Below are 22,214 nucleotides of genomic sequence, written 5' to 3'. Positions count from 1 at the left end.
ACACCTGGGGTAAGGTCCGCTCCGGTCCACAACCACCCGCAGGCCGCGGGCCGTTACGGGCAGTGTCGAAGGGGGCGCCGCAACCATGGAATTCCACGTGGTCGACCACGACCACGCGACACCGGACGACACGCGGCTGGAGGACCTCGCTCCCCAGCCCCTGCTGACCCGCGACTACGAGATCCGCCCCGCGCTCGTCTACGAGCGGCTGCGCGACCGCCACGGCCCCGTCGCCCCCGTCGACCTGCTGGGCGTGCCCGCCTGGCTGGTGCTGGGCTACCGCGAGTCGCTGCAGGTGCTCCAGGACGACGACGCCTGGCCCAAGGGCCTGGAGAACTGGCGCGCCCGGACGGAGGGCCGGGTGCCCGCCGACTGGCCGCTGGCCCCCTCCCTCGAGGTCAACCACGTACTGATCCAGGGCGGCGAGGGCTACCGCGACCTGCGCACCGCCTGGGACGCCGCGCTGCGCCCCTTCCAGGACCCGCGCCACCCGCTGGCCAAGCGGCTGCGTACGGCCGTCACCGGCTACGCCGACGAGCTGATCACCCTCCTGGCACAGGGCGGCGGCAGCGGCCACGCCGATCTGTCGGCGCAGTTCTCCCGTCCGCTGCCGCTGATGGCGGCGAGCCACCTGCTCGGCTTCCCCGGCTCCCAGGGCGACGAGGCCCTGATGGACATGTGGCGGATCCTGGACGCCGGCCCCGACGCCGGGCCCGCCCTGGAGCGGCTGCTGGTGACGCTCACCGACCTGGCCGCCGCCAAGATCGAGAAGCCGGGCGACGACTTCCCCTCCCACCTGCTCGCCGCCCACCCCGACCTCTCGGTCGACGAACTGGCCCGCGAGCTGTTCATGCTGCTCGGCATGACCTCCGACCACGTCGGCATCCTCATCTCCAACACCGTCGTCGAGGTCATCTGCGGGGACAGCGCGGGCGGTGTGCGCACCACCCTGTCCGCCGGAATGGTCCGCGAGACCATGAACCGGGTCGTCATGCGCAAGCCGCCCCTGGTCAACTTCGTGCCGCGGTTCGCGGCCGAGGACACGACGCTGGGCGACTACGTCGTCCGGGCCGGCGATCCGGTGTGGGTCTCCGCCGCAGCCGCCCACGCCGACCCCCTGTTCGCCGGGCAGATGACCCCGGACTCCAACATCAGCAGCCGGGCGCACCTGGCATGGGGAGCGGGCAAGCGCCAGTGCCCCGCCCGGGAGCTGGCCTCGACCATCGCGATGGCCGGCGTCAGCCGCGTCTTCGAACGCTTCGCCCACCTGGAACTCGCCCTCCCGGTCGACCAACTTCCGTGGCGCTCCTCGCCGTTCATGCGCGGGCTGCGGTCCCTGCCGGTGCGTTACGAACTCGCCGGGCCCGTGCCGAGGCCGGCGCCGCGGACGGAGATCGCCGTGCCGTCGGCGGACACACCGCAGGCGGCGGAGCACAGCGCCCGGCGCCGCTCGTCGCTGTGGCGCTACCTGTCCGGACTGATCCGGTCGAACAACTGACCCGGTCGGCTCGCGTAGGGTGACGGGACCGCCGTACACCCTCCGGCGCCCCGGCGCGCCCCGACCGGAAGCAGGTCATGACCTCCGCCTCCACGCCCCTGGCCACCGTCTCCGACCCGCCCGCCGGCCGTGCCGACATCCGCCTGGTCGTCACCGACATGGACGGCACGCTCCTCGACGACGCGGGCCGCGTCCCGCCCGGGCTGTGGGACACGCTGGCCGAACTGCGCCGGCGCGGGGTGCTGTTCAGCCCGGCGAGCGGGCGCCAGTACGCCACGCTGGCGCGGGAGTTCGCCGAGGTGGCCGAGGGCATGGTGTTCATCGCCGAGAACGGCACCTACGTCGTCCGTGACGGCGTCGAACTCAGCTCAGACCCGTTGGCGCCCGGCGTCGCCGCCCGCGTGGTCCAGGCCGTACGGCGGCTGGTGGCCGAGGGCGTGGACGTCGGCGCCGTCGTCTGCGGCAAGCGGTCCGCCTACGTCGAGCGGAGTGACGAGGCGTTCCTGGCCGAGGTGCGCAAGTACTACGTCGAGCACCGGGTCGTCGAGGACGCCACCGCCCTCGACGACGACGTGATCAAGGTGGCCCTCTTCGACTTCGGCTCGGCCGCGCGCACCACCGCTCCCGCCCTGGCGCCGTTCGCCGACAGCCACCAGGTCGTCGTCTCCGGCGAGCACTGGGTCGACGTCATGAACCGCACCGCCAACAAGGGCAACGCCCTGCGAAGCCTCCAGAGGGCGCTCGGCATCATCCCGGCCCAGACCATGGTGTTCGGCGACTACCTCAACGACCTGGAGATGCTGGACGCCGCCGAGTGGTCCTTCGCCATGGCCGGCGCCCACCCGGACGTCATCGCCCGCGCCCGTCACCTGGCCCCGTCCAACAACGACAACGGCGTGCTCCGCACGATCGCCCGCGTGCTGGGTCTCTGATCCCCGTCGTCCGACCGCGCCACCCGGACCCCGTGCCCGTCCGGGCCCCTGGTGCCGCTGTCCGCCGAGGCTGTTCAATGGGGCTGCACATCTCCGGTCGCGAGAGGAGCCGCCGTGTCCGCCGCCGCCGTGCCGCCCGTCGGCGCGCGCATCAGACAGGCGCGCCTGGCCAAGGGCGTCAGCCTGCGCGCCCTCGCCCGGGAGATCGGGGTCTCCGCGAGCCTGGTCTCCCAGATCGAGACCGGCAAGAGCCAGCCGTCGGTGAGCACGCTGTACGCCATCACGACAGCGCTGTCGATCTCCGTCGAGTCCCTCTTCGACGCGTACGAGGGGCAGGCCGCCGCGGCCCCGGCGGCAGCGGCCTCCGCGGTGCCCGACACCGTCCTGCACGCCCTTGCGGCCTTCGCCGCCGACCCCGGCCGCCGGATAGGACCGCTGGTCGCGGCGGGGGAGCGCGAGACGCTGGAGCTGGACTCCGGCGTGGTGTGGGAACGGCTCGGTCATGTCCCCGGCACCGACGTCGACTTCCTGCTGGTGACCTACCGGCCCGGCGGGGCCTCCTCCGGCTCCGGCGGCCTGATGCGTCACGCGGGCACCGAGTACGGCTACCTGACCTCCGGCGAACTCGTCCTCACCCTCGGTTTCGACGAGCACACCCTGCGCCCCGGCGACGCCGTCTGCTTCGAGTCGACCACCCCGCACCGCTACCGCAACGACGGCACCGAACCGGCCGTGGGCGTGTGGTTCGTGTTCAGCCAGGGTGTTCGGTAGCGCCCGGTGTTCAGTAGCACTTGACACCCGTGCCGTGCGGACGTTCACTCCGAAGTGGGGGTGGTCGCCATGGCGATCCGCACATACGGCCCGAACGCCGTCGACTGGGAAGAGCGCATCGACCTGGACCGGCTGCGCAAAGAGCGCCTGTCCCGGCTGCACGAGACCCTGAACCGCTCCTCGCTGGGCGCCGTGCTCAGCTTCGACTTCGCCAGCATCCGCTACATGACCGCCACGCACATCGGCACCTGGGCGATGGACAAGCTGATCCGCTTCGCCCTGCTGGTGCGCGGCGGCGAACCGGTCGTCTGGGACTTCGGCTCCGCCGCCCGCCACCACCAGCTCTACAACCCGTGGCTCGACTACAGCGACGGCAAGGGCGGCCCGCCCACCGGCGCCCGGGCCGGGATCTCCACCCTGCGCGGCGCCTTCCACCCGGACGCCGGGATCGCCGAGGACGTGGCCCGCAAGATCGCCGCCGAACTGCGCGAACACGGCCTCGCGAACGAACCGCTCGGCGTCGACGTCGCCGAGATGCCGGTCCTGGCAGCCCTGCGCGCCGAGGGCATCGACGTCGTCGACGGCCAGCAGGTCTTCCTGGAGGCCCGCCGCACCAAGACCCGCGACGAGATCTCCCTGCTCACCCAGGCCTGCGCGATGGTCGACGCCGCCTACGAGGAGCTGTACGGATACCTGCGGCCGGGAGTGCGGGAGAACGAGTGCGTCGGCGTCGTCAGCAAGGTCCTCTACGACCTCGGCAGCGAGTACGTCGAAGGCGTCAACGCCATCTCCGGCGAACGCTGTTCACCCCACCCGCACGTCTACAGCGACCGCCTGATCCGCCCCGGCGACCCGGCCTTCTTCGACATCCTGCACAGCCACCTCGGCTACCGCACCTGCTACTACCGCACCTTCGCCGTCGGCAGCGCCTCCGGCGCCCAGCGCGACGCCTACGTCCGCTGCCGGGAGTACATGGACGAGGCCATCGCCCTCGTTCGCCCCGGTGCGACGACCGCCGACATCGTCCAGGTCTGGCCGCGCGCCCAGGAGTTCGGCTTCGCCGACGAGACGGCCGCCTTCGCGCTCCAGTACGGCCACGGGGTGGGCCTGTCGATCTGGGAGAAGCCCATCTTCAGCCGCCTGGTCTCCCTGGACCACCCCGAAGTCCTCGAAGAGGGCATGGTGTTCGCCCTGGAGACCTACTGGCCGGCCGCGGACGGCTGGTCCGCCGCCCGCATCGAGGAGGAACTGGTCGTCACCGCCGACGGCTGCGAGGTCATCACCAAGTTCCCCGCCGAGGAACTGCTCGTCGCGGGCCGCAAGTACTGGACGGTCGGCGGTGAGCTCAACACCCGCCGTGAGTCGCAGTCCCACCTCAACACCCGGGACCGCTGATGGACGCGACCGAACTCCTCGCCCTGTACGAGCGGATGGCCCTCATCCGCCGCACGGAGCAGGCCGCCCACGATCTGTTCATGTCCGGCCTGGTCAAGGGCACCACGCATCTCGCCGCCGGGCACGAGGCGATCGCCGTCGGCGCGAGCGCCGCCCTGCGCGACGACGACTACGTCTTCGCCACCTACCGCGGCCACCACCACGCCCTGGCCCGCGGCGCCACACCGGAGGAGTGCCTCGCCGAACTCATGAGCCGCGCAACTGGGTTGTGCCGGGCCAAGGGCGGCTCCATGCACCTCACCAAGGCGTCCGTCAACATGCTCGGCTCCTACGCCATCGTCGGCGCCCACCTCCCCATGGCGGTCGGCGCCGCCTGGTCGGCCCGGCTGCGCGGCACCGGGCAGCTCGCGGTGGCCTTCTTCGGCGACGGCGCCACCAACATCGGCGCCTTCCACGAGGCGCTGAACCTGGCCGCCGTGTGGAAGCTGCCGGTGCTGTTCGTCTGCGAGAACAACCTGTACATGGAGTACACGCCGATCGCCGACGTCACGGCGGTCGCCCGCCCGGCCGCCGACCGGGCGCCCGCCTACGGCGTCCCCGGCGAGGTCGTCGACGGCAACGACGTCGTCGCCGTGCGCGAGACGGTGGGCGCGCTCGCCGAACGGGCCCGTGCGGGAGGCGGACCCGCGATCGTCGAGGCCGAGACCTACCGCCACTTCGGGCACAGCCGCGCCGACCCGGCCGCCTACCGCCCGGCCGAGGAGGTCGAGCGCTGGCTCAAGCACGACCCCCTGGACCTCGCCCGGGGCCGGCTGGCCGAACTCGGAGTGGAGGAGGAGACGGTCACCGCGGCCGACGAGCGCGCCCGGGACGTCGTACAGAAGGCGGTGGAGGCGGCGAAGAACGCGCCGCCGCCCGATCCGCGCGAGGCGCTGACCGACGTGTGGGCGGACGGAGGTGCGGCATGGCGGACGTGATCACCTACCGCGAGGCGGTCGCCGAGGGCATCGCGCGCGAGATGCGGCGCGACCCGTCCGTGGTGTGCCTAGGGGAGGACATCGGCGAGGCCGGCGGAGTGTTCAAGACGACCGTGGGGCTGCTGAAGGAGTTCGGGCCCGAGCGGGTGCGGGACACGCCGATCTCCGAACAGGCCATCGTGGGCGCCGCGATGGGGGCCGCCATGACCGGGATGCGGCCCGTGGCGGAGATCATGTTCTCGGACTTTTTGGCCTGCTGTTGGGACTACCTCGCCAACGAGATACCCAAGGTGCGTTACATGACGGGAGGTCAGGTCACCGTGCCCCTCGTCGTGCGCACCGCCAACGGCGGCGGGCTCGGTTTCGGCGCCCAGCACTCGCAGGCCACCGAGAACTGGGCCCTGACCGTGCCCGGCCTGAAGATCGCCGCGCCGGCCACGCCGGCCGACGTGATCGGCATGATGGCGGCGGCGATCCGCAGCGACGACCCGGTGGTGTTCTTCGAGCACAAGGGGCTGCTGGCGAGCAAGGGCGCCCCGCCGCCCCCGGACCACGTCGTCGAGCTGGGCCGGGCCGCCGTCGTCCGCGAGGGCGCCGACGTCACCGTGGTGGCGCTCGCCTCGATGGTGCCGGTGGCGCTCGAAGCGGCCGCCCGCCTCGCCGAGGAGGGCATCGACGCCGAGGTCGTCGACCTGCGCAGCCTCGTCCCGCTCGACACCGCGGCCGTGCTCGCCTCGCTCGCGAAGACCTCGCGCCTGGTCACCGTCGAGGAGAACCCGTACCAGGGCGGCTGGGGCGCCACCCTCGTCTCGGTCGTCGCCGACGAGGGATTCGACCTGCTCGACGCGCCCGTGCGCCGGATCGCGGGGGAGTGCGTCCCGCTGCCCTTCGCCGACGCGCTGGAGGAACAGGTCATCCCCACCACAGAGAACGTCGTGGCTGCGGTCCGCGGCCTCGCCGCGTACTGAACACCCCATGGGAGGAAGCGCGATGACCGATCGGATACTCCTTCGCGCCGGGCACGTCGTCTCGATGGACCCGGCCATCGGGGACCTGCCCCGGGGTGACGTCCTCATCGAGGACGGGACGATCACGGCCGTGCGGCCGGAGATCAGCGCCGACGCCGAGGTGCTCGACATGACCGGCCGCATCGTGATCCCCGGCTTCGTCGACACCCACCGGCACACCTGGGAGGCCTCGATCCGAGGCGTCGCCCCGGACGCCACCCTCGACGACTACTTCGTCGACATCCTCGACACCTTCGCCCCGCTGTACACACCGGAGGACGTCTACGCGGCCAACCTCGCCGGCGCCCTGGAGTGCCTGAACGCGGGCATCACCACCCTGGTCGACTGGTCCCACATCAACAACACCCCCGAACACCCGGACGCCGCGATCCAGGCGCTGGCCGAGACCGGCATCCGCGCCCAGTACGCCTACGGCAGCGCCAACACCTCCCTCGCCGAGTACTGGTTCGAGAGCAAGATCGCGATCCCGGGCGACGACGTCCGCCGTGTCCGCGCGAAGTACTTCTCCTCCGACGACGGCCTGCTCACCATGGGCCTCGCCACCCGAGGCCCCGGCTTCTGCGTCAACGACGTCGTCACCTCCGAATGGGCACTCGCCCGCGAACTGGGCATCCCGATCACCGTGCACGTGGCGATGGGCCGGCTCGCCGGCCGCTTCGGCATGGTCAAGCAACTCCACGACCTGGGCCTCCTCGGCCCGGACACCACCTACATCCACTGCTGCTACCTCCACGAGGACGAGTGGCGGATGGTCGCCGACAGCGGCGGTACGGTGTCCATCGCGCCGCAGGTGGAGACGCAGATGGGGCACGGCTGGCCGCCCGTGATGCAGGCGGTCGAGCACGGCCTGCGGCCCTCCCTGAGCATCGACGTCGTCACCACCGTGCCCGGCGACATGTTCACCCAGATCCGCGCGGCCTTCGGCGCCGAGCGCGCCCGGGTCAACGCCGACTGCTGGCAGGCCAACATGCCCGTGCCCAGCAGCATGCTGACGGCACGCCGGATGCTGGAGATGGCGACACTCAACGGCGCGCACGTCGCGGGACTGGAACACCGCACCGGCTCCCTGACCCCCGGCAAGCGCGCCGACGTCGTGGCCCTCGACGCCACCGCGCTGAACATGGCCCCGGTGCACGACGCGGCCGCCGCGGTGACCCTGTGCGCCGACGTCTCCAACGTCGAGACGGTCCTCGTCGACGGCGTGATCCGCAAGCGGGACGGAAAGCTGACGGCCGACGTGGCCCGGGCGCGGCGCCTGGTCGAGGAGTCCCGGGACCGGCTGCTGGCCGCGAAGGAGGCGAAGCAGAGCGCATGACACGGCACTTGGTGCGCCGGGCCGCCGACCTGCCCGAGCCGCCGTACGACCGGCTCGGGTACCGCAGACGGACCCTGGTCGGCGAGGACGACGGCAGTGTGCACACCGGCTTCGGCGTCTGCGAACTGCGGCCCGAGGGCCGGGTGACCGCACACGTCCACTCGTACGAGGAGAGCTTCCACATCCTCGGCGGGAGCGTGATCCTCGACGTGCCGGAGGGTTCCCACCTCCTGGTGGAGGGCGACTACGGCCTCCTGCCGACCGGTGTCCCGCACGCCTGGCGCGGTACCGGGGACACGCCCGCGCGCTGGGCGGACATGCTGGCGCCGGTCCCGCGGGCGCGCTACGGCTACGACACCCAGGAGGTGCCCGGACCGCCCGCGCGCGACCCCGTCCGCATCGACGTCCGCGACCCCCGCACCCGCTCCTTCGGCCACTTCGAGCCCGCCCAGATGGACCCGGACCGGCAGTCCCAGGACCTCCTCGCGGTCTCGGCGAGCATGCGCACCGCACTGCTCGTCTACAGCGGCATCACGGTCAAGATGATGGTCGACGGCGACCTCGGCGCCGTCGCCTCGACGATGTTCATGGTGCGGTACGCGCCCGACGGCGTCGCAGGCACGCACGACCACCCCTTCGAGGAGACGTACTACTTCCTGGAAGGGGAGGCCGAGGCGGTGTTCGACGGCGAGACCTACCGCCTCGGGCCCGGCGACTGCGCCTGGGCGGGCGCCGGTTGTGTGCACGGCTTCGCCAACGCCGGTACCGGAGCACTGCGTTGGCTGGAGACACAGGCGCCGCAACCGCCGACGCGCCACTCCTACCGGTTCACCCGCGACTGGGACTACCTGAGAAAGGCCCTGGAGTCATGAGCAGTGTCCTGGTCGTCGGCGGCACGTCGGGCATCGGCCGCTTGTTCGCCCGGTTCCGCGCCGACAGGGGCGACGAGGTCGTCCTCACCGGACGCGAGTCCGACCGGGCCGAGGCCGTCGCCAAGGAGGTGGGCGCCCGCGGCCTCGCGCTCGACCTGTCCCGCCCCCGGGACATCGCCGCGGCCCTGGCCGACGTCGGCCGCGTCGACCACCTGGTCCTCGCGGGCGTCTCACGCGACGAGAACCGCGCCACCGACTACGACATCTCCGCCGCCCTGCGCCTGGTCACCCTCAAGCTCGTCGGCTACACCGAGGTCGTGCACGTCCTGCGCCCGCGCATGACCGACGACTCCGCGATCGTGGTGTTCGGCGGTCAGGCCAAGGAGCGCCCCTATCCGGGGGCCACGACGGTGGCCACGGTCAACGCCGGCGTACGGGGTCTGGTGAACACCCTCGCCGTGGAGCTCGCGCCGGTCCGGGTGAACGCCGTCCACCCCGGCGTCGTCGGCGACAGCCCCTACTGGCGGGCCAAGCCGGAGGAGGTGCTGGCCGGCCTGCGCGCCCGGACCCCGACCGGACGGCTCGCCACCATGGCGGACGTCGTGGACGCGGTGGACTTCCTGCTGCGCAACAGGTCGGTGAACGCGGTGGAGTTGAGCGTCGACGGGGGGTGGCTGCTCGGCTGAACGGCGGGCAGCGTGCGGGGCGTCGCGATCAGGCGGCGCGCCGCAGGCTGTCCTCGGCCACTTTCCTGTCGAGCGCCGCCCGCACCAACGCGGCGGCGAGCACCGCCGGTTGGGTGTCCCCGGCGAGCGCCGTCAGACGGCCGGGGTCGGTGGGCAGTCCCAGCCGTGCGGCGCCGTCGAGGGCCTTGCGGTCGAGGAACGGCGCCACTTCCGGCCACACGCGCTGCACCTCGCGCAGGAAGATGTCGGCCCCGGCCGGTCCCAGCCCCGGAACCTCCTGCAGCAGACGGCGCAGTTCGGCGACGTCGCCGTCCGCCGCCTTCCGCATCCGGCGCAGATCGCCGCCCCAGCGCTCGGTCAACAGCTCGGCGCCGTCGCCGAGTTGGGTGGCGGTGCGCTCGTCGTAGCGCCGGTAGCCGCCGCGGCCCAGCGCGTCGACGCGGCGCTGCCATCCGGCGGCGGCCATCCGGCGCGGATCGCGCAGCCCCGCCCCGTACAGCTCCCGGGCGGTGGCCACGGCGATGGACCCGCGGATGCGGGCGCTCAGCAGCAGGGCCAGGACCAGCAGCCGGTACAGCGGCTGCGGGGTGTCCCTGAGCGTGATGCCCGCCTCCTCGGCGAACGTCCGCCCGTGGGCCCGCACGAGCTCCCGCACCACGTCCTTCTGCCCGCTCACGACGTACGCCTCACGGCCTGAGCGGATCGTGGCCGATCGTCATCAGCAGGTGCCTGCGCCGGGTGTCCTCGGCCGCGGGCTCGTTCTCCAGGTCGGTCTGTTCCTCCACCGTCTCGACCACCTCGTGCATGACCTGGATGTCGTCGTCGGTGAGGTCGGTGCGCCGCTTCTGCAGGATCGCCAGGACGTGCTGCCCGGTCGGCGTGCCCGCGTGTTCGGGCAGCGGCTCCGACAGCTCGTCGGCGTCACTCACCCGCAGCCAGGCCGCCAGCTCCTGCGAGGTCATGTTCACCACGCGGTGGAATTCCTCCCACAGCGCGTCGAGTTCGAGGGCGTCGGTCATCGCGTGCGCCTTTCGGTACGTGCCTGTTTCGGCCGCGGGTCGGTCGGTGCCGCCGGCGGCCGGTCAGTTCTCCGGGCCGGTCCGGCCGGTCACTTCTCGCTCGGGAAGTTCTCCGCCTCGAACATCCACCGCTGCTTCTCCAGGTCCGCGGTGATCGCGATCAGCAGGTCCTGGGTGACCGGGTCGGGCTCGTCGGTCGCGGCGATGCGCTCGCGCAGCCGCCCGATCGCGGCCTCCAGCGCCTCCACCATCACCTGCACGACGTCGGTGTCGCGCACCCAGCCCTGCTCGGGGCCGGGCAGCCCGAATTCGGCCGCGATCGTCTTCGGCCGGCCGTCCGGCGGCAGACCGAGCGCCGCGGAGCGCTCCGCCACGGTGTCGGCATAGGCGCGGGCGGTGTCCACGACCTCGTCGAGCTGCAGGTGGATCGAGCGGAAACGCGGCCCCACGATGTTCCAGTGCGCCTGCTTCCCGATCAGTGAGAGCCCGAGAAGATCCACGAGGGTGTCCTGGAGTGCCTCCCCGGTCACCTTGCGGGCGGGCTCGGGAAGTGTGCTCTTCACCACGGCCATGGAGTGCTCCTCCTCGTGTCGTCAATGTCGACAGGGGGCCGTGCCGCGTACGTCCTCGCAGGTCGCAGCGCGCAACGGCTCCTGAACCGGGTGCCCGGCCGCATCCCGTGCAAACACCACGTACCACGTCCGGCTCAGCCTTCCGGGCCGCCGAGCACCCCGTCGAGGAACCGCGTCAGATCCGCGAACACCCGCGCCCTGTCGGTCTCGTGGAAGACCTCGTGCCGGGCGCCGCGGTAGATCCGCTCGGTGTGACGGCCGCCGCCCAGCGCCTCGATCCCGACGCGGCTCCCGGAGAGCGGCACGAGCCGGTCGTCGTCGCCGTGCAGCCACAGCAGCGGGAGCCGGCCGACGTCGCCGCCCTCGGCCACGGTCGCCAGGGTGCGGGCGAACGCCTCGACCGTCGGCCGCTTCATCGGCCCGTGCCACACCAGCGGATCCGCCGCGTACGCCGCCCCGACCGCCGGGTCCCGGGACAGCGCGGCCGGACTGATCGGCGTGTCCGGGATCTCGTCGAGGGCGAGCAGCCGCCCGGGCAGCTCCCAGGCGCCGATCACCGGCCCCGAGAGCACCAGGGCGGCGAGCCGGTCGCCGTGGCGCTGGGCGTAGCGGGCCGCGATCAGCCCGCCCATGGAGTGCCCGACGACCACGACCGGCACACCGGGGTACGTCCTCCGCGCCGGCTCGGCCACGGCGTGCAGGTCGCCGACGACCTCCTCGAAGTCCTCGATCAGCACGCGCTCACCCGCCGACCTGCCGTGCCCCATGTGATCGGGCCCGAACACGGCCGCCCCGTGCCCCACCAGCACGTCCGCCAGCTCCTCGTACCGGCCGATGTGCTCCCCGTACCCGTGCACGACCAGGGCGACGTACCGGGGCCGCGGCGCCGGCCACTCACGGACCCGGATCGATCCGCGACTTCCCGTCACGACGTGCTCGCGGGCGTCGGCCATGTCTCCTCCAGCTGCGTCTGCGGGACTTCCCTCTCAGCCTGTCCGGCGTTTCGAGGTCCAGGCCCGTACAGGGCCGAAGCGGGGGCCTGGGGGTGGCGGCCCCCGGCCGACGCCGAGACAGACGCACAGGGTCACCCACCGAGACGGTGCTTACAAGGACCGGTTGTCTGCACATAGCATCGGTCCCCGCATGAACACGATGACGCTCTGGCACATAACCGGCTGGGAGTTCGCCGCCCTGGCCTTCGCGGCCCTCCTCGTCGGCTTCTCCAAGACCGCCGTGAGCGGGGCCAACACGGTGAGCCTCGCCATCTTCGCCGCGGTCCTGCCCGCCCGCGCGTCCACCGGCGTGCTTCTGCCGGTCCTGATCGTCGGCGACGTCCTCGCCGTCGTCACCTACCGCCGGCACGCCCACTGGCCCACCCTGTGGCGCCTGTTCCCGGCGGTCGCCGCGGGCGTGGTGGTCGGCACCCTGTTCCTGGTGTGGGCCGACGACGGCATCGTGCGGACGTCGATCGGCGCGATCCTGCTGCTGATGGCGGGGGTGACGGTCTGGCGCCGGCGCACGGCCGAAGCGGACGAGGAGCCGGACTCGGTGAGCAGCCGGGCCGGGCGTGCCAAGGCCCGCTCGTACGGCGTCCTCGGCGGTTTCACCACCATGGTCGCCAACGCGGGCGGCCCGGTGATGTCGATGTATCTGCTGTCCGCGGGCTTCCGCAAGCTCGGCTTCCTCGGCACCTCGGCGTTCTTCTTCCTGATCGTCAACGTCTCCAAGGTGCCCTTCAGCGCGGGCCTCGGCCTGATCGACGGCCGCTCGCTCCTCCTCGACGCCGCGCTCGCGGTGTTCGTCGTACCCGGTGCGCTGTTCGGAAAATGGGCTGTGAACCGGATCAACCAGCGTCTGTTCGAGCAGCTGGTCATCGCCGCGACGATCATCGGCGGCCTCCAGCTCCTGCTGCGCTGAAATCGCCGCTCCGAACCCGGGAATGCGGCGAGGGGGTACCGCGTTACACCGCATGTGATTGACATGCTCGGATCAAAGATCCGTGGCGTGGGCGAAGGGAGGACCCCATGGCTCGCAGCAAGGCGCGCCCCGTCGTCACGCTGAGGTCGACGGCCGGAACCGGCGTCACCTACGTGACCCGCAAGAACCGTCAGAACCAGCCCGACCGGATGGTTCTGCGCAAGTACGACCCGGTCGCCGGGCAGCACGTCGAGTTCCGCGAGACCCGCTGAACGAAGACCGTCCGCCCCAGGCCGCTCCCAAGGAGGGAAACCCCGTGAAGCCCCGCATTCATCCCGACTCCCGGCTCGTCGTCTTCCGTGACCGCGCCGCGGACGTCACGTTCCTGACCCGCTCGACCGCGGACTCGCCGCGCACGATCGAGTGGCAGGACGGCAACACCTACCCGCTGATCGACGTCGAGATCTCCTCGGCCAGCCACCCCTTCTACACCGGCAACCAGCGGGTCCTGGACACCGCCGGCCGAGTCGAGCGCTTCGAGCGCCGCTACGGCCGCACGAGGAAGGCAGCACGATGAAGGTGCGCAAGTCGCTGCGCTCGCTGAAGGCCAAGCCCGGCGCCCAGGTGGTCCGCAGGCGCGGCACGGTCTTCGTGATCAACAAGAAGGACCCCCGCTTCAAGGCCCGCCAGGGCTGACGGCGGCACACAGGACGCAGGGCGGCCCCGCCTGGGGCCGCCCTGCACGTCGTTCCGCACGGTGCCGCACCGGCTCCCCCGTCCCGGGACCCCGCCGAGACGCCGGTCGCCGCTCCCGGCCGAGGGCCTCGTAGGCTCACCCCATGTCCCCGCACGTCCTGATCCTCGGCGGCACCGCCGAGGCCCGTGAACTCGCCGCCGCCCTGGCGACCCGCCCAGGCCTGCGCGTCACCACCTCACTCGCGGGGCGCGTGACGCGGCCGGGGGCGCTGGCGGGGGACGTACGTGTCGGAGGTTTCGGCGGTGCCGAGGGACTGGCCGACTGGCTGCGCGAGCAGCGCGTGGACGCGCTGGTCGACGCCACCCACCCGTTCGCCGAGGAGATCACCGCCAACGCGGCACACGCGGCCGGGGCGACCGGGGTACGGGCCGTCGTGCTGCGCCGCCCGGGCTGGCGGCCCGGCCCCGAGGACCGCTGGCACACCGTCGCGTCCCTGAGTGAGGCGGTGGACCTGCTGCCGCGTTTCGGGCCCCGGGTGTTCCTGACCACGGGACGTATGGGCCTGGCCCGCTTCGCCCACCTGGCGGACCGCCACTTCGTGGTGCGCTCGGTCGATCCCCCCGAACCCCCCATGCCCCCCCACACCGAAGTCCTGCTGGCCCGCGGCCCGTTCACCGTGACCGACGAGCTGACGCTGCTGCGCGAGTACCTGATCGACGTCCTGGTGACCAAGGACAGCGGGGGACAGGCCACGGCCGCCAAGCTGACGGCGGCCCGCCGGCTGCGTCTGCCGGTCGTGATGGTGGCCCGTCCGCCGCTGCCCGAGGGAGTGAGCGTGGCGACGGACGTGGCGCAGGTCCTGGAGTGGCTGCGGCTCGACTCGCCGTGACCCGGCGAGGGGACCGGGCGCCCACCCCGTGTCGGCCACTGTCACGAGGTCACGATCACAGCGGCGGGCCACCGGCGCCTGCGCGGCGGTCCGCCCGGGTGGCCGCCCAGCAACCCTGCCGTCCGGGCGGATTCGAGGACTACCGTTCCCCGGGGTGGCGCCGCAGCAGGTACGTGTCCATGATCCAGCCCTTGCGCTCGCGCGCCTCGGCCCGCAGCCGCTCGATCCGCGGAGCGGCCTCTGCGATCGGACCGGAGACGAGGATCTCGTCGGGGGTGCCGATGTACGCGCCCCAGTAGATGTCGATGTCCTGGTCCGCGTACCGCCGGAAGGCCTGGTGGGCGTCGAGCATCACCACCACGTCGTCGACGCCCTCCGGGAAGCCCTCGGAGAGCCGCCGCCCGGTGGTGATCTGGACCGGTCGGGCGACCCGGTTCAGGCCCGTGCGGTGCCGGGCGACGAGCGCCGCGACACTGCTGATGCCCGGTACGACGTCGTACTCGAAGGCCACGGCGCCGCGCTCCAGGACCTCCTCCAGGATGGCGATCGTGCTGTCGTAGAGCGCCGGGTCGCCCCAGACCAGGAACGCGCCGCTCTGCCCCTCGCCCAGCTCCTCGGCGATCAGCCGCTCGTAGATGGCGGCCCGGGCGCTGCGCCAGTCCCCGACGGCCGGGGAGTAGGCCGCACCGCCCGCCCCGCGGTCCCGCTCCGGGTCGCGGGCCTCGACGATCCGGTACGACGCCCCCTCGGGCATGTGCGCCTCGAGCATGTCCCGGCGGAGCCGAGTGAGGTCGCTCTTCACCTCGCCCTTGCCCAGGACGAAGAACACGTCCGTGCTCCGCAGCGCCTTGACCGCCTGCAGGGTGAGCTGGTCGGGGTCGCCCGCGCCGATACCGATGACATGAATCTTTCGCACCCCCCGAGTCTGCCGCACGCCACCGACAGTCCGGACACCGCGTCCGGGCAGGTGGGAGGAACGGCTCCCGGTGCGCCGCGCGACGTTCTCCTACGCCCGAAGCCGGGGCGCCCGCTCCGCCGCGTCGACGCTCTCCCCGCCCCGCTCCACCGCGTCCGCCAACTCCCGCGCCCAGGCGGACAGCCCCGGCAGATCCATGCCGTACGGCTGTCGGCGCTCCGTGTCCGCCGCCCAGGCCGACACGGCGCCGGCTCCCCGCCGCAGCAGCCGGGCGCCGCCCGTGGCGTTCCCGCGGGCGGAGTGGGTGAGGCCGACGGCGAGCTGGGCGAGTCCGCGCCACAGCTCCCGCTCCTCCGCGGGGCCCGACTTCCAGGCGTCCTCGAAGACCTCGTGCGCGTGGAAGGGCTTGCCCTCGGCCAGCAGCGTCTGTGCCTCGGCGACGGTCTCCTCCGGCGTGCGCACGACCCCCTCGGGCTGCCGTGCCACACCGGCCGCGCCGTAGGGCAGCGGCCGCCCGAGTCCGTCCCTCGGCCGGGCGTTGCGCGCCCGGCCCGCGCCGTCCCGGTCCCGCGCGTCCACCGGCTCTCCTGAGGATGTGCTGCCCATACGCCGATTGTCGCGCGCCCGGTGCCCCCTTTCGGCCCCGCCCCCCACGTGAGGTAAAGTGCTGTTCGCGCGATCACGCGGTTCACCGCGTGAAGCGCACCGGGACGTGGCGCAGCTTGGTAGCGCACTTGACTGGGGGTCAAGGGGTCGCAGGTTCAAATCCTGTCGTCCCGACGGTCACGATGTCGCAGGACATCGAAAGCCCCCGAACCCATGGGTTCGGGGGCTTCGTCGTGCTCGCGGACCTGGAGAGACCGAGGACCTGTACCGACCGGTCGGCGTACACGCCGACCGGTCGGTGAGTACGCCGACGACTCGGTGTGTAGGCCGACGACTCGGTGAACACGCCGACGACGCGCTCGGCCGGGCACCACCGCGCGGGTGATGCCCGACTCCGCCCCTGAGGCCGTGTCAGCCGGTGGGCTGGACGCTAGCCGCGCCGGCCCGCCGAGTCCTGGCCGACCGCGTCCCTGCTGTCACCGGAGACCGGCAGCGCGTCGGGGTGCCCGGCGCCGGAGAGCGCCGCCGGCTCCGCCCGGTCCGCGTGACCGGGCCACCACGCCGCGTGGCCGATGAGCGCGGTGAGGCTCGGCGTGAAGAACATCGCCATCACGAAGGCGGCGACCGCGATGCCGAAGGAGACCGCGAAGCCCATCTCCGTGAGCAGCGCGTTGCCCGCGAGCATCATCGTGGCGAACGTGGCCGCCAGGATGAAGCCGGCCGCGGCCACCGTGGGACCGGCGTGCCTGAGCGCCATGCCGGCCGCCTCGCGCGGTTCGCGGCCCTCGCGGGCCTCCTCGCGCAACCGGGCGATCATCAGGATGTTGTAGTCCGTGCCGATGGCGACCACGAAGAGATACATGATCACCGGGAGCATGAACATCAGCCCCGACTTGCCCTGGGCCTCCTGGAAGATCCACACCGTGGCGCCGAGCGTGGCGCCGAAGCCGAGGCCGACGGAGGCGATCAGGTACCAGGGGGCGACCACGCTGCGCAGCAGCAGACCCAGGATCAGCATGATCAGCAGGGCGGCGACGGGGAAGACCGTGCGGTAGTCGTGATTGACCGCCGCGTCGATGTCCTTGTAGATCGAGGACATGCCGCCGACCAGGGCCTTCGTGCCGTCCGGAGCGTCGGCGTGCGCGACGTCGCGCACCTTGCCCACCGCGCTCAGCGCCTTGTCCGTGGAGGCCTCGTACTTGAGCGTGACGGTGAAGTCCGCCGTGGTGCCGGCCTTGTTCACCTGTGTCATCCGGGCGTTCGCCACGCCGTCCACGGCACCGAGCTTCTTGGCGTACGCGTCGAAGGTGCCCTTGTCCAGCGGCTTGCCGTCGGTGCTGGAGAGATAGACGTCGGTGGGGGCGGCGGCGCCCGCCGAGTACGCCTTCTGCATCTCGTCCTGGACGACCATGGACTCCTTGGTCTTGGGCATGGAGCCCGCGGCCAGGTCGAACGTGGCGTTGAAGCCGAGCGTGCCGAGCGACAGCGCGACCAGGACGAGACCGGAGACCGCTGCGGTCAGTGCCGGACGGCGTTCCACCCCGCGCCCCAGCGCGGCGAACCGGGCGTTCTCCGGTTCGCGCTGCCAGGACTTCGACGGCCAGAACACCTTGGGCCCGATCAGCGAGACCACCGCCGGGATCAGGGTCAGGGCGGCGAGCAGGGTGACGGTGACCGCGATGGCGAGCGCCGGGCCCATCTGCTTGAGGAAGCCCAGCGTCGACAGCACCAGCGCGAAGAAGGCGATGATGACCGCGCCGGCGGCCGAGGCGATGGCCTCACCGACCCGCGCGACCGCGTTGATCATGGCCTGCTTCGGTTCGTCGCCGGCTCGCAGCCGTTCGCGGTAGCGGAACATCAGGAACAGGAAGTAGTCCGTGCCCACGCCGAACAGCACGACGATCAGGATCGACGAGATGGAGCTGTTGGCCTGGAGGTCGAACAGCTTGGTGGCGTAGGCGATCAGCCCGTTGGCGATGGCGGACACCAGGCCGATCAGGAACAGCGGCAGGACGGCCAGGATCGGCGCCCGGAAGATGATCAGCAGCGTCACCAGAATGATCACGAACGTGCCGATGCCGATCAGTGCCTCGCCGCGCTTGGACGAGTCCTGTTGGTCGAGTGCCTGCGCGGCGGAGCCGCCCAGTTTGACCTCCAGGTCGGTTCCCTTGACCAGTTGCTTGACGTCGTCGCGCAACACCTTGGCCGCGTCGGCCTGTTTGGGCTGGCCGGCGTTCTTGCTGTCCATCTGGACCAGGGTCATGGTGTACCGGCCGTCCTGGGACGGCCGGCCGGGGACGACCTTCTGTACCTGGTCGATGTGCTTGTCGCCCAGCTCTTTGGTGATCCGGACGACGTCCTGCTGGTCGGCGGCGGTCAGCTTGCCGCCGTCGGTGCGCTGGTACAGCGCGATCGCGGACGGCGTGAAGGCGCTGGGGAACGCCTTCGCCTGGAGGTCCGCGGCTTTGATCGACTCGTAACTCTTCGGCAGAAAGCTGCTCTCGTCACTGCTGGACGGCAGGCTCGGAGCGGTGGCGACGATCGCCACCGCGGCGATCAGCCATGCCACGATCGTCCAGACGGGATGTCGGACGACGACATTGCCAATACGTCGGAACATGCGGGAGGGTCCTCCTGGTCAGGAAGATCACCGCAGCCCGGGGAGCGGACCCTGGCATCGGCGACCTCGGCCGGCCCTCGGGGCACTCCTCCCGTCGGGACGACCGAATGGTTGTCTCAGGTGCCAAGCCTAGTGATGCTCATGACCAAGGGTGTCAGGCGCCCTCGGGAAGTCGAGCGGGATTCGAGTGGGCGTCCGTGGGCGTCCGTTCAGAGGTGGGTCGCGCGGCGGACGGTGAGGATGGCGATGTCGTCCTGTCTGCGGTCGTCGCCGCTGAAGGCGAGGGCGTCCTCGTACAGGGCGCGGGGCAGTTCGGTGGGGGAGAGGCCGAGGTGCTTCGACAGGCGTTCGTCGAGCGGGTAGAAGGTGCCGTCGTCGGCCCGTGTCTCCGTCAGGCCGTCGGTGCTCAGCAGCAGGGTGGAGCCGGCCCGGAAGTCGAACCAGTCGACGATGGTCGGTTCCACGGCGAGTTCGGCCAGACCGAGGGGGACGCCCGTGTCGAGGGCCGGCGTGGTGACGAGACCGTCGTGCATCAGCAGGGGCGGGACATGCCCGCAGTTGACCACCTGCGCCTCATCCTCCGCGTCGATGCCGAGGATGAGGGCGGTGACGAACCGCTCGTCCTCGCCGGTCTGCTCGGCATAGGAGTTGTGGCGTACGACGGCGGCGTCCAGGGCGTCCACGAGCGCGGTGAGAGTCGGTTCGCGGTGGGCGGCCTCGCGGAAGGCGCCGATGACGGCGAAGGCGGCGCCGACGGCGGCCAGGCCCTTGCCCTGCACATCGCCGATCAGCACCCGCGTGCCGAAGGGCGAGGCGACGACGTCGTAGATGTCCCCGCCCACGAGGCGGTCCTCCTGGACGGGTTCGTAGACGCCGTTGACCAGGACGTCGTCGGTGACCAGGGGCAGGGGGTGCAGGATGTGCCGCTGCATGGCGGCGGCGGTGGAGCGCAGCCGCAGCATCTCGCGCTCGCGTCCGACGCGGCGGTGGCAGGCGTAGACCGAGATCCCGCCCAGGGTGAGGGTGAACAGGACGAGCAGCACACGGTCGAGCCAGTGCCCGTCGAGTGGGGCCCGCACCACCACCGTGGCGGTGACGGCCAGGGCGGTCCAGGCGGCGACGAACGCGGTCTGCACCACCGTGCACAGCGCCGAGGCCGTACCCGGCAGGAACACCAGCAGCCCGAGCAGCCACACCTCGGACCCGGACAGGTTGCTGAGCACCTCCACCAGCACCGTCACCGACACCACACCGGCCACCACGTCGAGGTTGCCCGGCGGCTCGATGGCATCGACGGCTTCGACGGATCTCTTGCGACGGCTACCGGCCATGGGAGCTCCCGGGCGTGTGGTGATCTCCTCCTACGTTAGGCCGGAGGTGTGCAACGGCGGCGGGTCGTGTGTGATCGGCGCCCGGCACGTTCCTGCCGTCGGCCCGCACCCCTCGGTGCGAGCCGTCCGGTCCGTCATGGCGAGGCCTGTTCCTCCGCGGCCCGCGTGAACCGGTCGAGCAGGGCGTCCAGGCCGACGGCCAGTCCCTCGGCTCCGCCCTGCTCGGACAGCGCCGGGGCGGTCCGCCGCAGTTCCGGCAGGTCCTGGGGCGGCATGCGGTGCAGGCCGAGGCGGAACGCGGGGTCCTCCTCGTCGGGGTTGTCGACCATCGGCCGCAGCTCGACGGACAGGTACCCGAGCAGCCAGGCGGTGAAGGCCCGGAAGAGGTCGGCCGTACCGGCGTCGTCGAGGCCCGCCCGCCGCAGCAGGTCGAGCACCCGCTCGTGGTCCTTCAGGACGGCCAGCGGACGGCGGGCCAGGGGCACCGCCAGCATGCGCGTGGTGAGCAACGGGACCACATGGGGATGCGCCATGCACACCTCGTACGTGGCGCGGGCGATGCGGTGGAGTTCGGTGCGCCAGGAGGCGGCGTCGGCGTTCGCGCCGGGCCCCGCGGCCAGTCTTTCCGCCAGCTCCAGGTACAGGGCCTCCACCAGCCCGTCCAGCAGGGCGTCCTTGCCGGCCGCGTACCGGTACAGGGCCATCGCCTCCACGTCGAGCTCGGCGCCCAGCCGCCGCATGCTCAGCGCCGACAGGCCCTCGCGGTCCACCAGCTCCAGAGCGCCGGCCAGCACCCGCTCCCGGCTCAGCCGGCCGTAGCGGCCCCGGTCGCTGGCGCGCCGGGCCGGATCGGACCCGGTGGATTTGACCATCGTCCTGTCTCCTCACCGCACGGCGAACACCTCGCGACGAATGTACGACGTAAATGTACGTACCGTGACACGGGCGAGCCCGGAATGATCGCCCGAGATGCCCCGGTTGTTCGTGCGGGCTAGGCTCATTGATCCAGGCAGGTCGCCCCCGATCCGCGAACCGGCCGTCGCAGGCCTCACCGCCGGGCAGGAAACGCCGTGAACGCACCCGCTGTATTCCTGATCAACACCTCGGCCGGGCCCGCGCAGGTGACGACTCCGGTGCCGCGGGAGACCTGGTGGACGCTCGCCCGCACGGATGCGGCGACCCACGTCACCCAGACTCCGGCGTGGCTCGACTGCGTGTGCGCGACGGGTCCGTTCCGGGATGCCAGCCGGTTGTACGAGTTCGAGAACGGCAGCCGGCTCGTGCTTCCCCTGGTGACCAGGCGCCGGCGGCCGCCCTCGCTGACAGCGCAGGAGTCCTGGCCGGGAGGGTGGGGCACCGGTGGGCCGGTCTCCTCCGGGGGAGTCGGCCCACGGGAGGCCCGGGCGGTCTTCGACGACCTGGCGCGGCTGCCGGCCCTGCGGGTCGGTCTGCGACTGCGTCCCGAGGACTCCGAGGTGTGGGCAGGCGCCGTACCCGCGGGCTTCCAGGAAGACCGGCACACCGTTCATGTACTCGACCTGGAGGGCGGGTTCGGCGAGGTCTGGGAACGACGCTTCCACCGGGGCGTTCGGCGTGGGGTGCGCCGGGCCGAACGCTCCGACGTCGAAGTGGAGGTGAACCGTACCGGTCGGCTGGTTCCGGAGTTCTACCAGTTGTTCGAGCAGTCGATCGTGCGCTGGGCCGCGCGGCAGCACGAGCCGCTGGCGCTCGCCCGGTGGCGCAGGAAGCGCGCGTTTCCGAGGGAACAGCTGGAAGCAGTCTCCGACCTGCTCGGGGAGTCGTGCGCGATCTGGATGGCCCGCCGCGCCGGGGAGCCCACCGCGGCGATCGTCGTCCTGCGCCACGGTCAGCACGCCAAATTCTGGCACGCGGCCATGAACCGGGACCTGGCCCATCCTGTCCGGGCCAATCACCTGCTGCACCGGCTGGCGATCGACGACGCGTGCGCAGCCGGCTGCCTCCGATACGACATGGGCGGATCCCGGCAAGGGGCATCGCTCGCCGCCTTCAAGGAGGGCTTCGGCGCGGACCTCTTCGTCTCACCCCGGTACTACCGGGAACGGCTTCCCGTCTCCGCGGTCGACCGCGGTCTCAGGACGGCCGTCAAGCGCGTGATCCGCTTCAGGGAAGGGTGATGCCGGGCCTGGCCCGC

At 71.9% G+C, this 22,214-nt stretch carries 24 protein-coding genes and 1 tRNA gene; 16 read left to right on the top strand and 9 right to left on the bottom strand.

The window, feature by feature from the left end; translation table 11 throughout:
• Positions 1 to 85 precede the first annotated feature (85 nt).
• From ACIGDI_RS15765 to ACIGDI_RS15725, 9 genes are all read left to right on the top strand, one after another.
• Positions 86 to 1,498, top strand: coding sequence for a cytochrome P450 (locus ACIGDI_RS15765; protein ID WP_399896162.1), 1,413 nt, complete (start codon positions 86 to 88; stop codon positions 1,496 to 1,498).
• Between the two features lie 77 nt (positions 1,499 to 1,575).
• On the top strand, positions 1,576 to 2,430 hold the full coding sequence (locus tag ACIGDI_RS15760) for a Cof-type HAD-IIB family hydrolase (RefSeq protein ID WP_399896159.1): 855 nt from the start codon (positions 1,576 to 1,578) through the stop codon (positions 2,428 to 2,430).
• A gap of 114 nt (positions 2,431 to 2,544) precedes the next feature.
• The gene (locus tag ACIGDI_RS15755; RefSeq protein WP_399896156.1) at positions 2,545 to 3,201 is read left to right on the top strand and encodes a helix-turn-helix domain-containing protein; all 657 of its coding nucleotides are present in this window, start codon (positions 2,545 to 2,547) and stop codon (positions 3,199 to 3,201) included.
• A 69-nt stretch (positions 3,202 to 3,270) separates the two neighbouring features.
• Positions 3,271 to 4,596 carry a M24 family metallopeptidase gene (locus ACIGDI_RS15750; protein WP_399896152.1) on the top strand — a complete coding sequence of 442 codons (1,326 nt, stop codon included), beginning with the start codon at positions 3,271 to 3,273 and terminating at the stop codon, positions 4,594 to 4,596.
• Complete coding sequence (locus tag ACIGDI_RS15745; RefSeq protein WP_399896149.1) at positions 4,596 to 5,573, top strand: thiamine pyrophosphate-dependent dehydrogenase E1 component subunit alpha; 978 nt, start codon at positions 4,596 to 4,598, stop codon at positions 5,571 to 5,573. The genes ACIGDI_RS15750 and ACIGDI_RS15745 overlap by 1 nt, the downstream gene beginning before the upstream one ends.
• Positions 5,561 to 6,541, top strand: coding sequence for an alpha-ketoacid dehydrogenase subunit beta (locus ACIGDI_RS15740; RefSeq protein ID WP_399896146.1), 981 nt, complete (start codon positions 5,561 to 5,563; stop codon positions 6,539 to 6,541). Before ACIGDI_RS15745 ends, ACIGDI_RS15740 begins: the two co-directional genes overlap by 13 nt.
• Positions 6,542 to 6,563: 22 nt before the next feature.
• A complete protein-coding gene (locus tag ACIGDI_RS15735; protein WP_399896143.1) occupies positions 6,564 to 7,916 on the top strand; it encodes an amidohydrolase family protein in 1,353 nt (450 codons plus the stop codon).
• Positions 7,913 to 8,788, top strand: a complete 876-nt coding sequence (locus tag ACIGDI_RS15730) for a cupin domain-containing protein (RefSeq protein WP_399896140.1) — start codon at positions 7,913 to 7,915, stop codon at positions 8,786 to 8,788. Before ACIGDI_RS15735 ends, ACIGDI_RS15730 begins: the two co-directional genes overlap by 4 nt.
• Positions 8,785 to 9,474 carry an SDR family NAD(P)-dependent oxidoreductase gene (locus ACIGDI_RS15725; RefSeq protein ID WP_399896137.1) on the top strand — a complete coding sequence of 230 codons (690 nt, stop codon included), beginning with the start codon at positions 8,785 to 8,787 and terminating at the stop codon, positions 9,472 to 9,474. Before ACIGDI_RS15730 ends, ACIGDI_RS15725 begins: the two co-directional genes overlap by 4 nt.
• Before the next feature lie 28 nt (positions 9,475 to 9,502).
• On the opposite strand, the gene ACIGDI_RS15720 is transcribed toward ACIGDI_RS15725, so the two are convergent.
• From ACIGDI_RS15720 to ACIGDI_RS15705, 4 genes are all read right to left on the bottom strand, one after another.
• Positions 9,503 to 10,150, bottom strand: coding sequence for an endonuclease (locus ACIGDI_RS15720; protein ID WP_399896134.1), 648 nt, complete (start codon positions 10,148 to 10,150; stop codon positions 9,503 to 9,505).
• Between the two features lie 10 nt (positions 10,151 to 10,160).
• Complete coding sequence (locus ACIGDI_RS15715) at positions 10,161 to 10,493, bottom strand: DUF3140 domain-containing protein (RefSeq protein ID WP_399896132.1); 333 nt, start codon at positions 10,491 to 10,493, stop codon at positions 10,161 to 10,163.
• Positions 10,494 to 10,582: 89 nt separating this feature from the next.
• On the bottom strand, positions 10,583 to 11,065 hold the full coding sequence (locus tag ACIGDI_RS15710; RefSeq protein WP_399896129.1) for a Dps family protein: 483 nt from the start codon (positions 11,063 to 11,065) through the stop codon (positions 10,583 to 10,585).
• Between the two features lie 134 nt (positions 11,066 to 11,199).
• The gene (locus ACIGDI_RS15705) at positions 11,200 to 12,018 is read right to left on the bottom strand and encodes a lysophospholipase (protein WP_399896126.1); all 819 of its coding nucleotides are present in this window, start codon (positions 12,016 to 12,018) and stop codon (positions 11,200 to 11,202) included.
• 190 nt (positions 12,019 to 12,208) lie between these two features.
• Here ACIGDI_RS15705 and ACIGDI_RS15700 point away from each other — a divergent pair, with 190 nt between their 5' ends.
• From ACIGDI_RS15700 to ACIGDI_RS15680, 5 genes are all read left to right on the top strand, one after another.
• Positions 12,209 to 12,982, top strand: coding sequence for a sulfite exporter TauE/SafE family protein (locus tag ACIGDI_RS15700; RefSeq protein ID WP_399896123.1), 774 nt, complete (start codon positions 12,209 to 12,211; stop codon positions 12,980 to 12,982).
• 107 nt (positions 12,983 to 13,089) lie between these two features.
• On the top strand, positions 13,090 to 13,254 hold the full coding sequence (gene rpmG / locus ACIGDI_RS15695; protein ID WP_142144673.1) for a 50S ribosomal protein L33: 165 nt from the start codon (positions 13,090 to 13,092) through the stop codon (positions 13,252 to 13,254).
• A gap of 44 nt (positions 13,255 to 13,298) precedes the next feature.
• Positions 13,299 to 13,559, top strand: coding sequence for a type B 50S ribosomal protein L31 (locus ACIGDI_RS15690; protein ID WP_200701821.1), 261 nt, complete (start codon positions 13,299 to 13,301; stop codon positions 13,557 to 13,559).
• Positions 13,556 to 13,678 carry a type B 50S ribosomal protein L36 gene (gene ykgO, locus ACIGDI_RS15685; protein ID WP_142144676.1) on the top strand — a complete coding sequence of 41 codons (123 nt, stop codon included), beginning with the start codon at positions 13,556 to 13,558 and terminating at the stop codon, positions 13,676 to 13,678. Before ACIGDI_RS15690 ends, ykgO begins: the two co-directional genes overlap by 4 nt.
• Positions 13,679 to 13,821: 143 nt before the next feature.
• Positions 13,822 to 14,568 (top strand): cobalt-precorrin-6A reductase, encoded by a 747-nt coding sequence (locus ACIGDI_RS15680; protein WP_399896118.1) that lies wholly within the window; start codon positions 13,822 to 13,824, stop codon positions 14,566 to 14,568.
• A 139-nt stretch (positions 14,569 to 14,707) separates the two neighbouring features.
• On the opposite strand, the gene cobF is transcribed toward ACIGDI_RS15680, so the two are convergent.
• Positions 14,708 to 15,484, bottom strand: coding sequence for a precorrin-6A synthase (deacetylating) (gene cobF / locus ACIGDI_RS15675; protein ID WP_399896115.1), 777 nt, complete (start codon positions 15,482 to 15,484; stop codon positions 14,708 to 14,710).
• Between the two features lie 90 nt (positions 15,485 to 15,574).
• Complete coding sequence (locus ACIGDI_RS15670; RefSeq protein ID WP_399896112.1) at positions 15,575 to 16,090, bottom strand: DUF309 domain-containing protein; 516 nt, start codon at positions 16,088 to 16,090, stop codon at positions 15,575 to 15,577.
• Between the two features lie 100 nt (positions 16,091 to 16,190).
• On the opposite strand from ACIGDI_RS15670, the gene ACIGDI_RS15665 reads away from it, so the two are divergent.
• Positions 16,191 to 16,264, top strand: a tRNA-Pro gene (locus ACIGDI_RS15665).
• Between the two features lie 256 nt (positions 16,265 to 16,520).
• Here the strand turns inward: ACIGDI_RS15665 and ACIGDI_RS15660 are convergent.
• The 3 genes from ACIGDI_RS15660 to ACIGDI_RS15650 form a co-directional block, all read right to left on the bottom strand.
• Positions 16,521 to 18,710 carry an MMPL family transporter gene (locus ACIGDI_RS15660; RefSeq protein ID WP_399896109.1) on the bottom strand — a complete coding sequence of 730 codons (2,190 nt, stop codon included), beginning with the start codon at positions 18,708 to 18,710 and terminating at the stop codon, positions 16,521 to 16,523.
• Positions 18,711 to 18,919: 209 nt separating this feature from the next.
• On the bottom strand, positions 18,920 to 20,041 hold the full coding sequence (locus tag ACIGDI_RS15655) for a PP2C family protein-serine/threonine phosphatase (RefSeq protein ID WP_399896106.1): 1,122 nt from the start codon (positions 20,039 to 20,041) through the stop codon (positions 18,920 to 18,922).
• 134 nt (positions 20,042 to 20,175) lie between these two features.
• Positions 20,176 to 20,913, bottom strand: a complete 738-nt coding sequence (locus tag ACIGDI_RS15650) for a TetR/AcrR family transcriptional regulator (protein ID WP_399896103.1) — start codon at positions 20,911 to 20,913, stop codon at positions 20,176 to 20,178.
• 198 nt (positions 20,914 to 21,111) lie between these two features.
• Here ACIGDI_RS15650 and ACIGDI_RS15645 point away from each other — a divergent pair, with 198 nt between their 5' ends.
• The gene (locus ACIGDI_RS15645) at positions 21,112 to 22,197 is read left to right on the top strand and encodes a GNAT family N-acetyltransferase (protein WP_399896100.1); all 1,086 of its coding nucleotides are present in this window, start codon (positions 21,112 to 21,114) and stop codon (positions 22,195 to 22,197) included.
• Positions 22,198 to 22,214 lie beyond the last annotated feature (17 nt).

This window comes from Streptomyces sp. NPDC085900 (genome assembly GCF_044540925.1).
Taxonomy (GTDB): Bacteria; Actinomycetota; Actinomycetes; order Streptomycetales; family Streptomycetaceae; genus Streptomyces; species Streptomyces gilvifuscus.
Note: the sequence above shows the minus strand (reverse complement) of the source record. Positions and strands in the feature narration are given on the sequence as shown.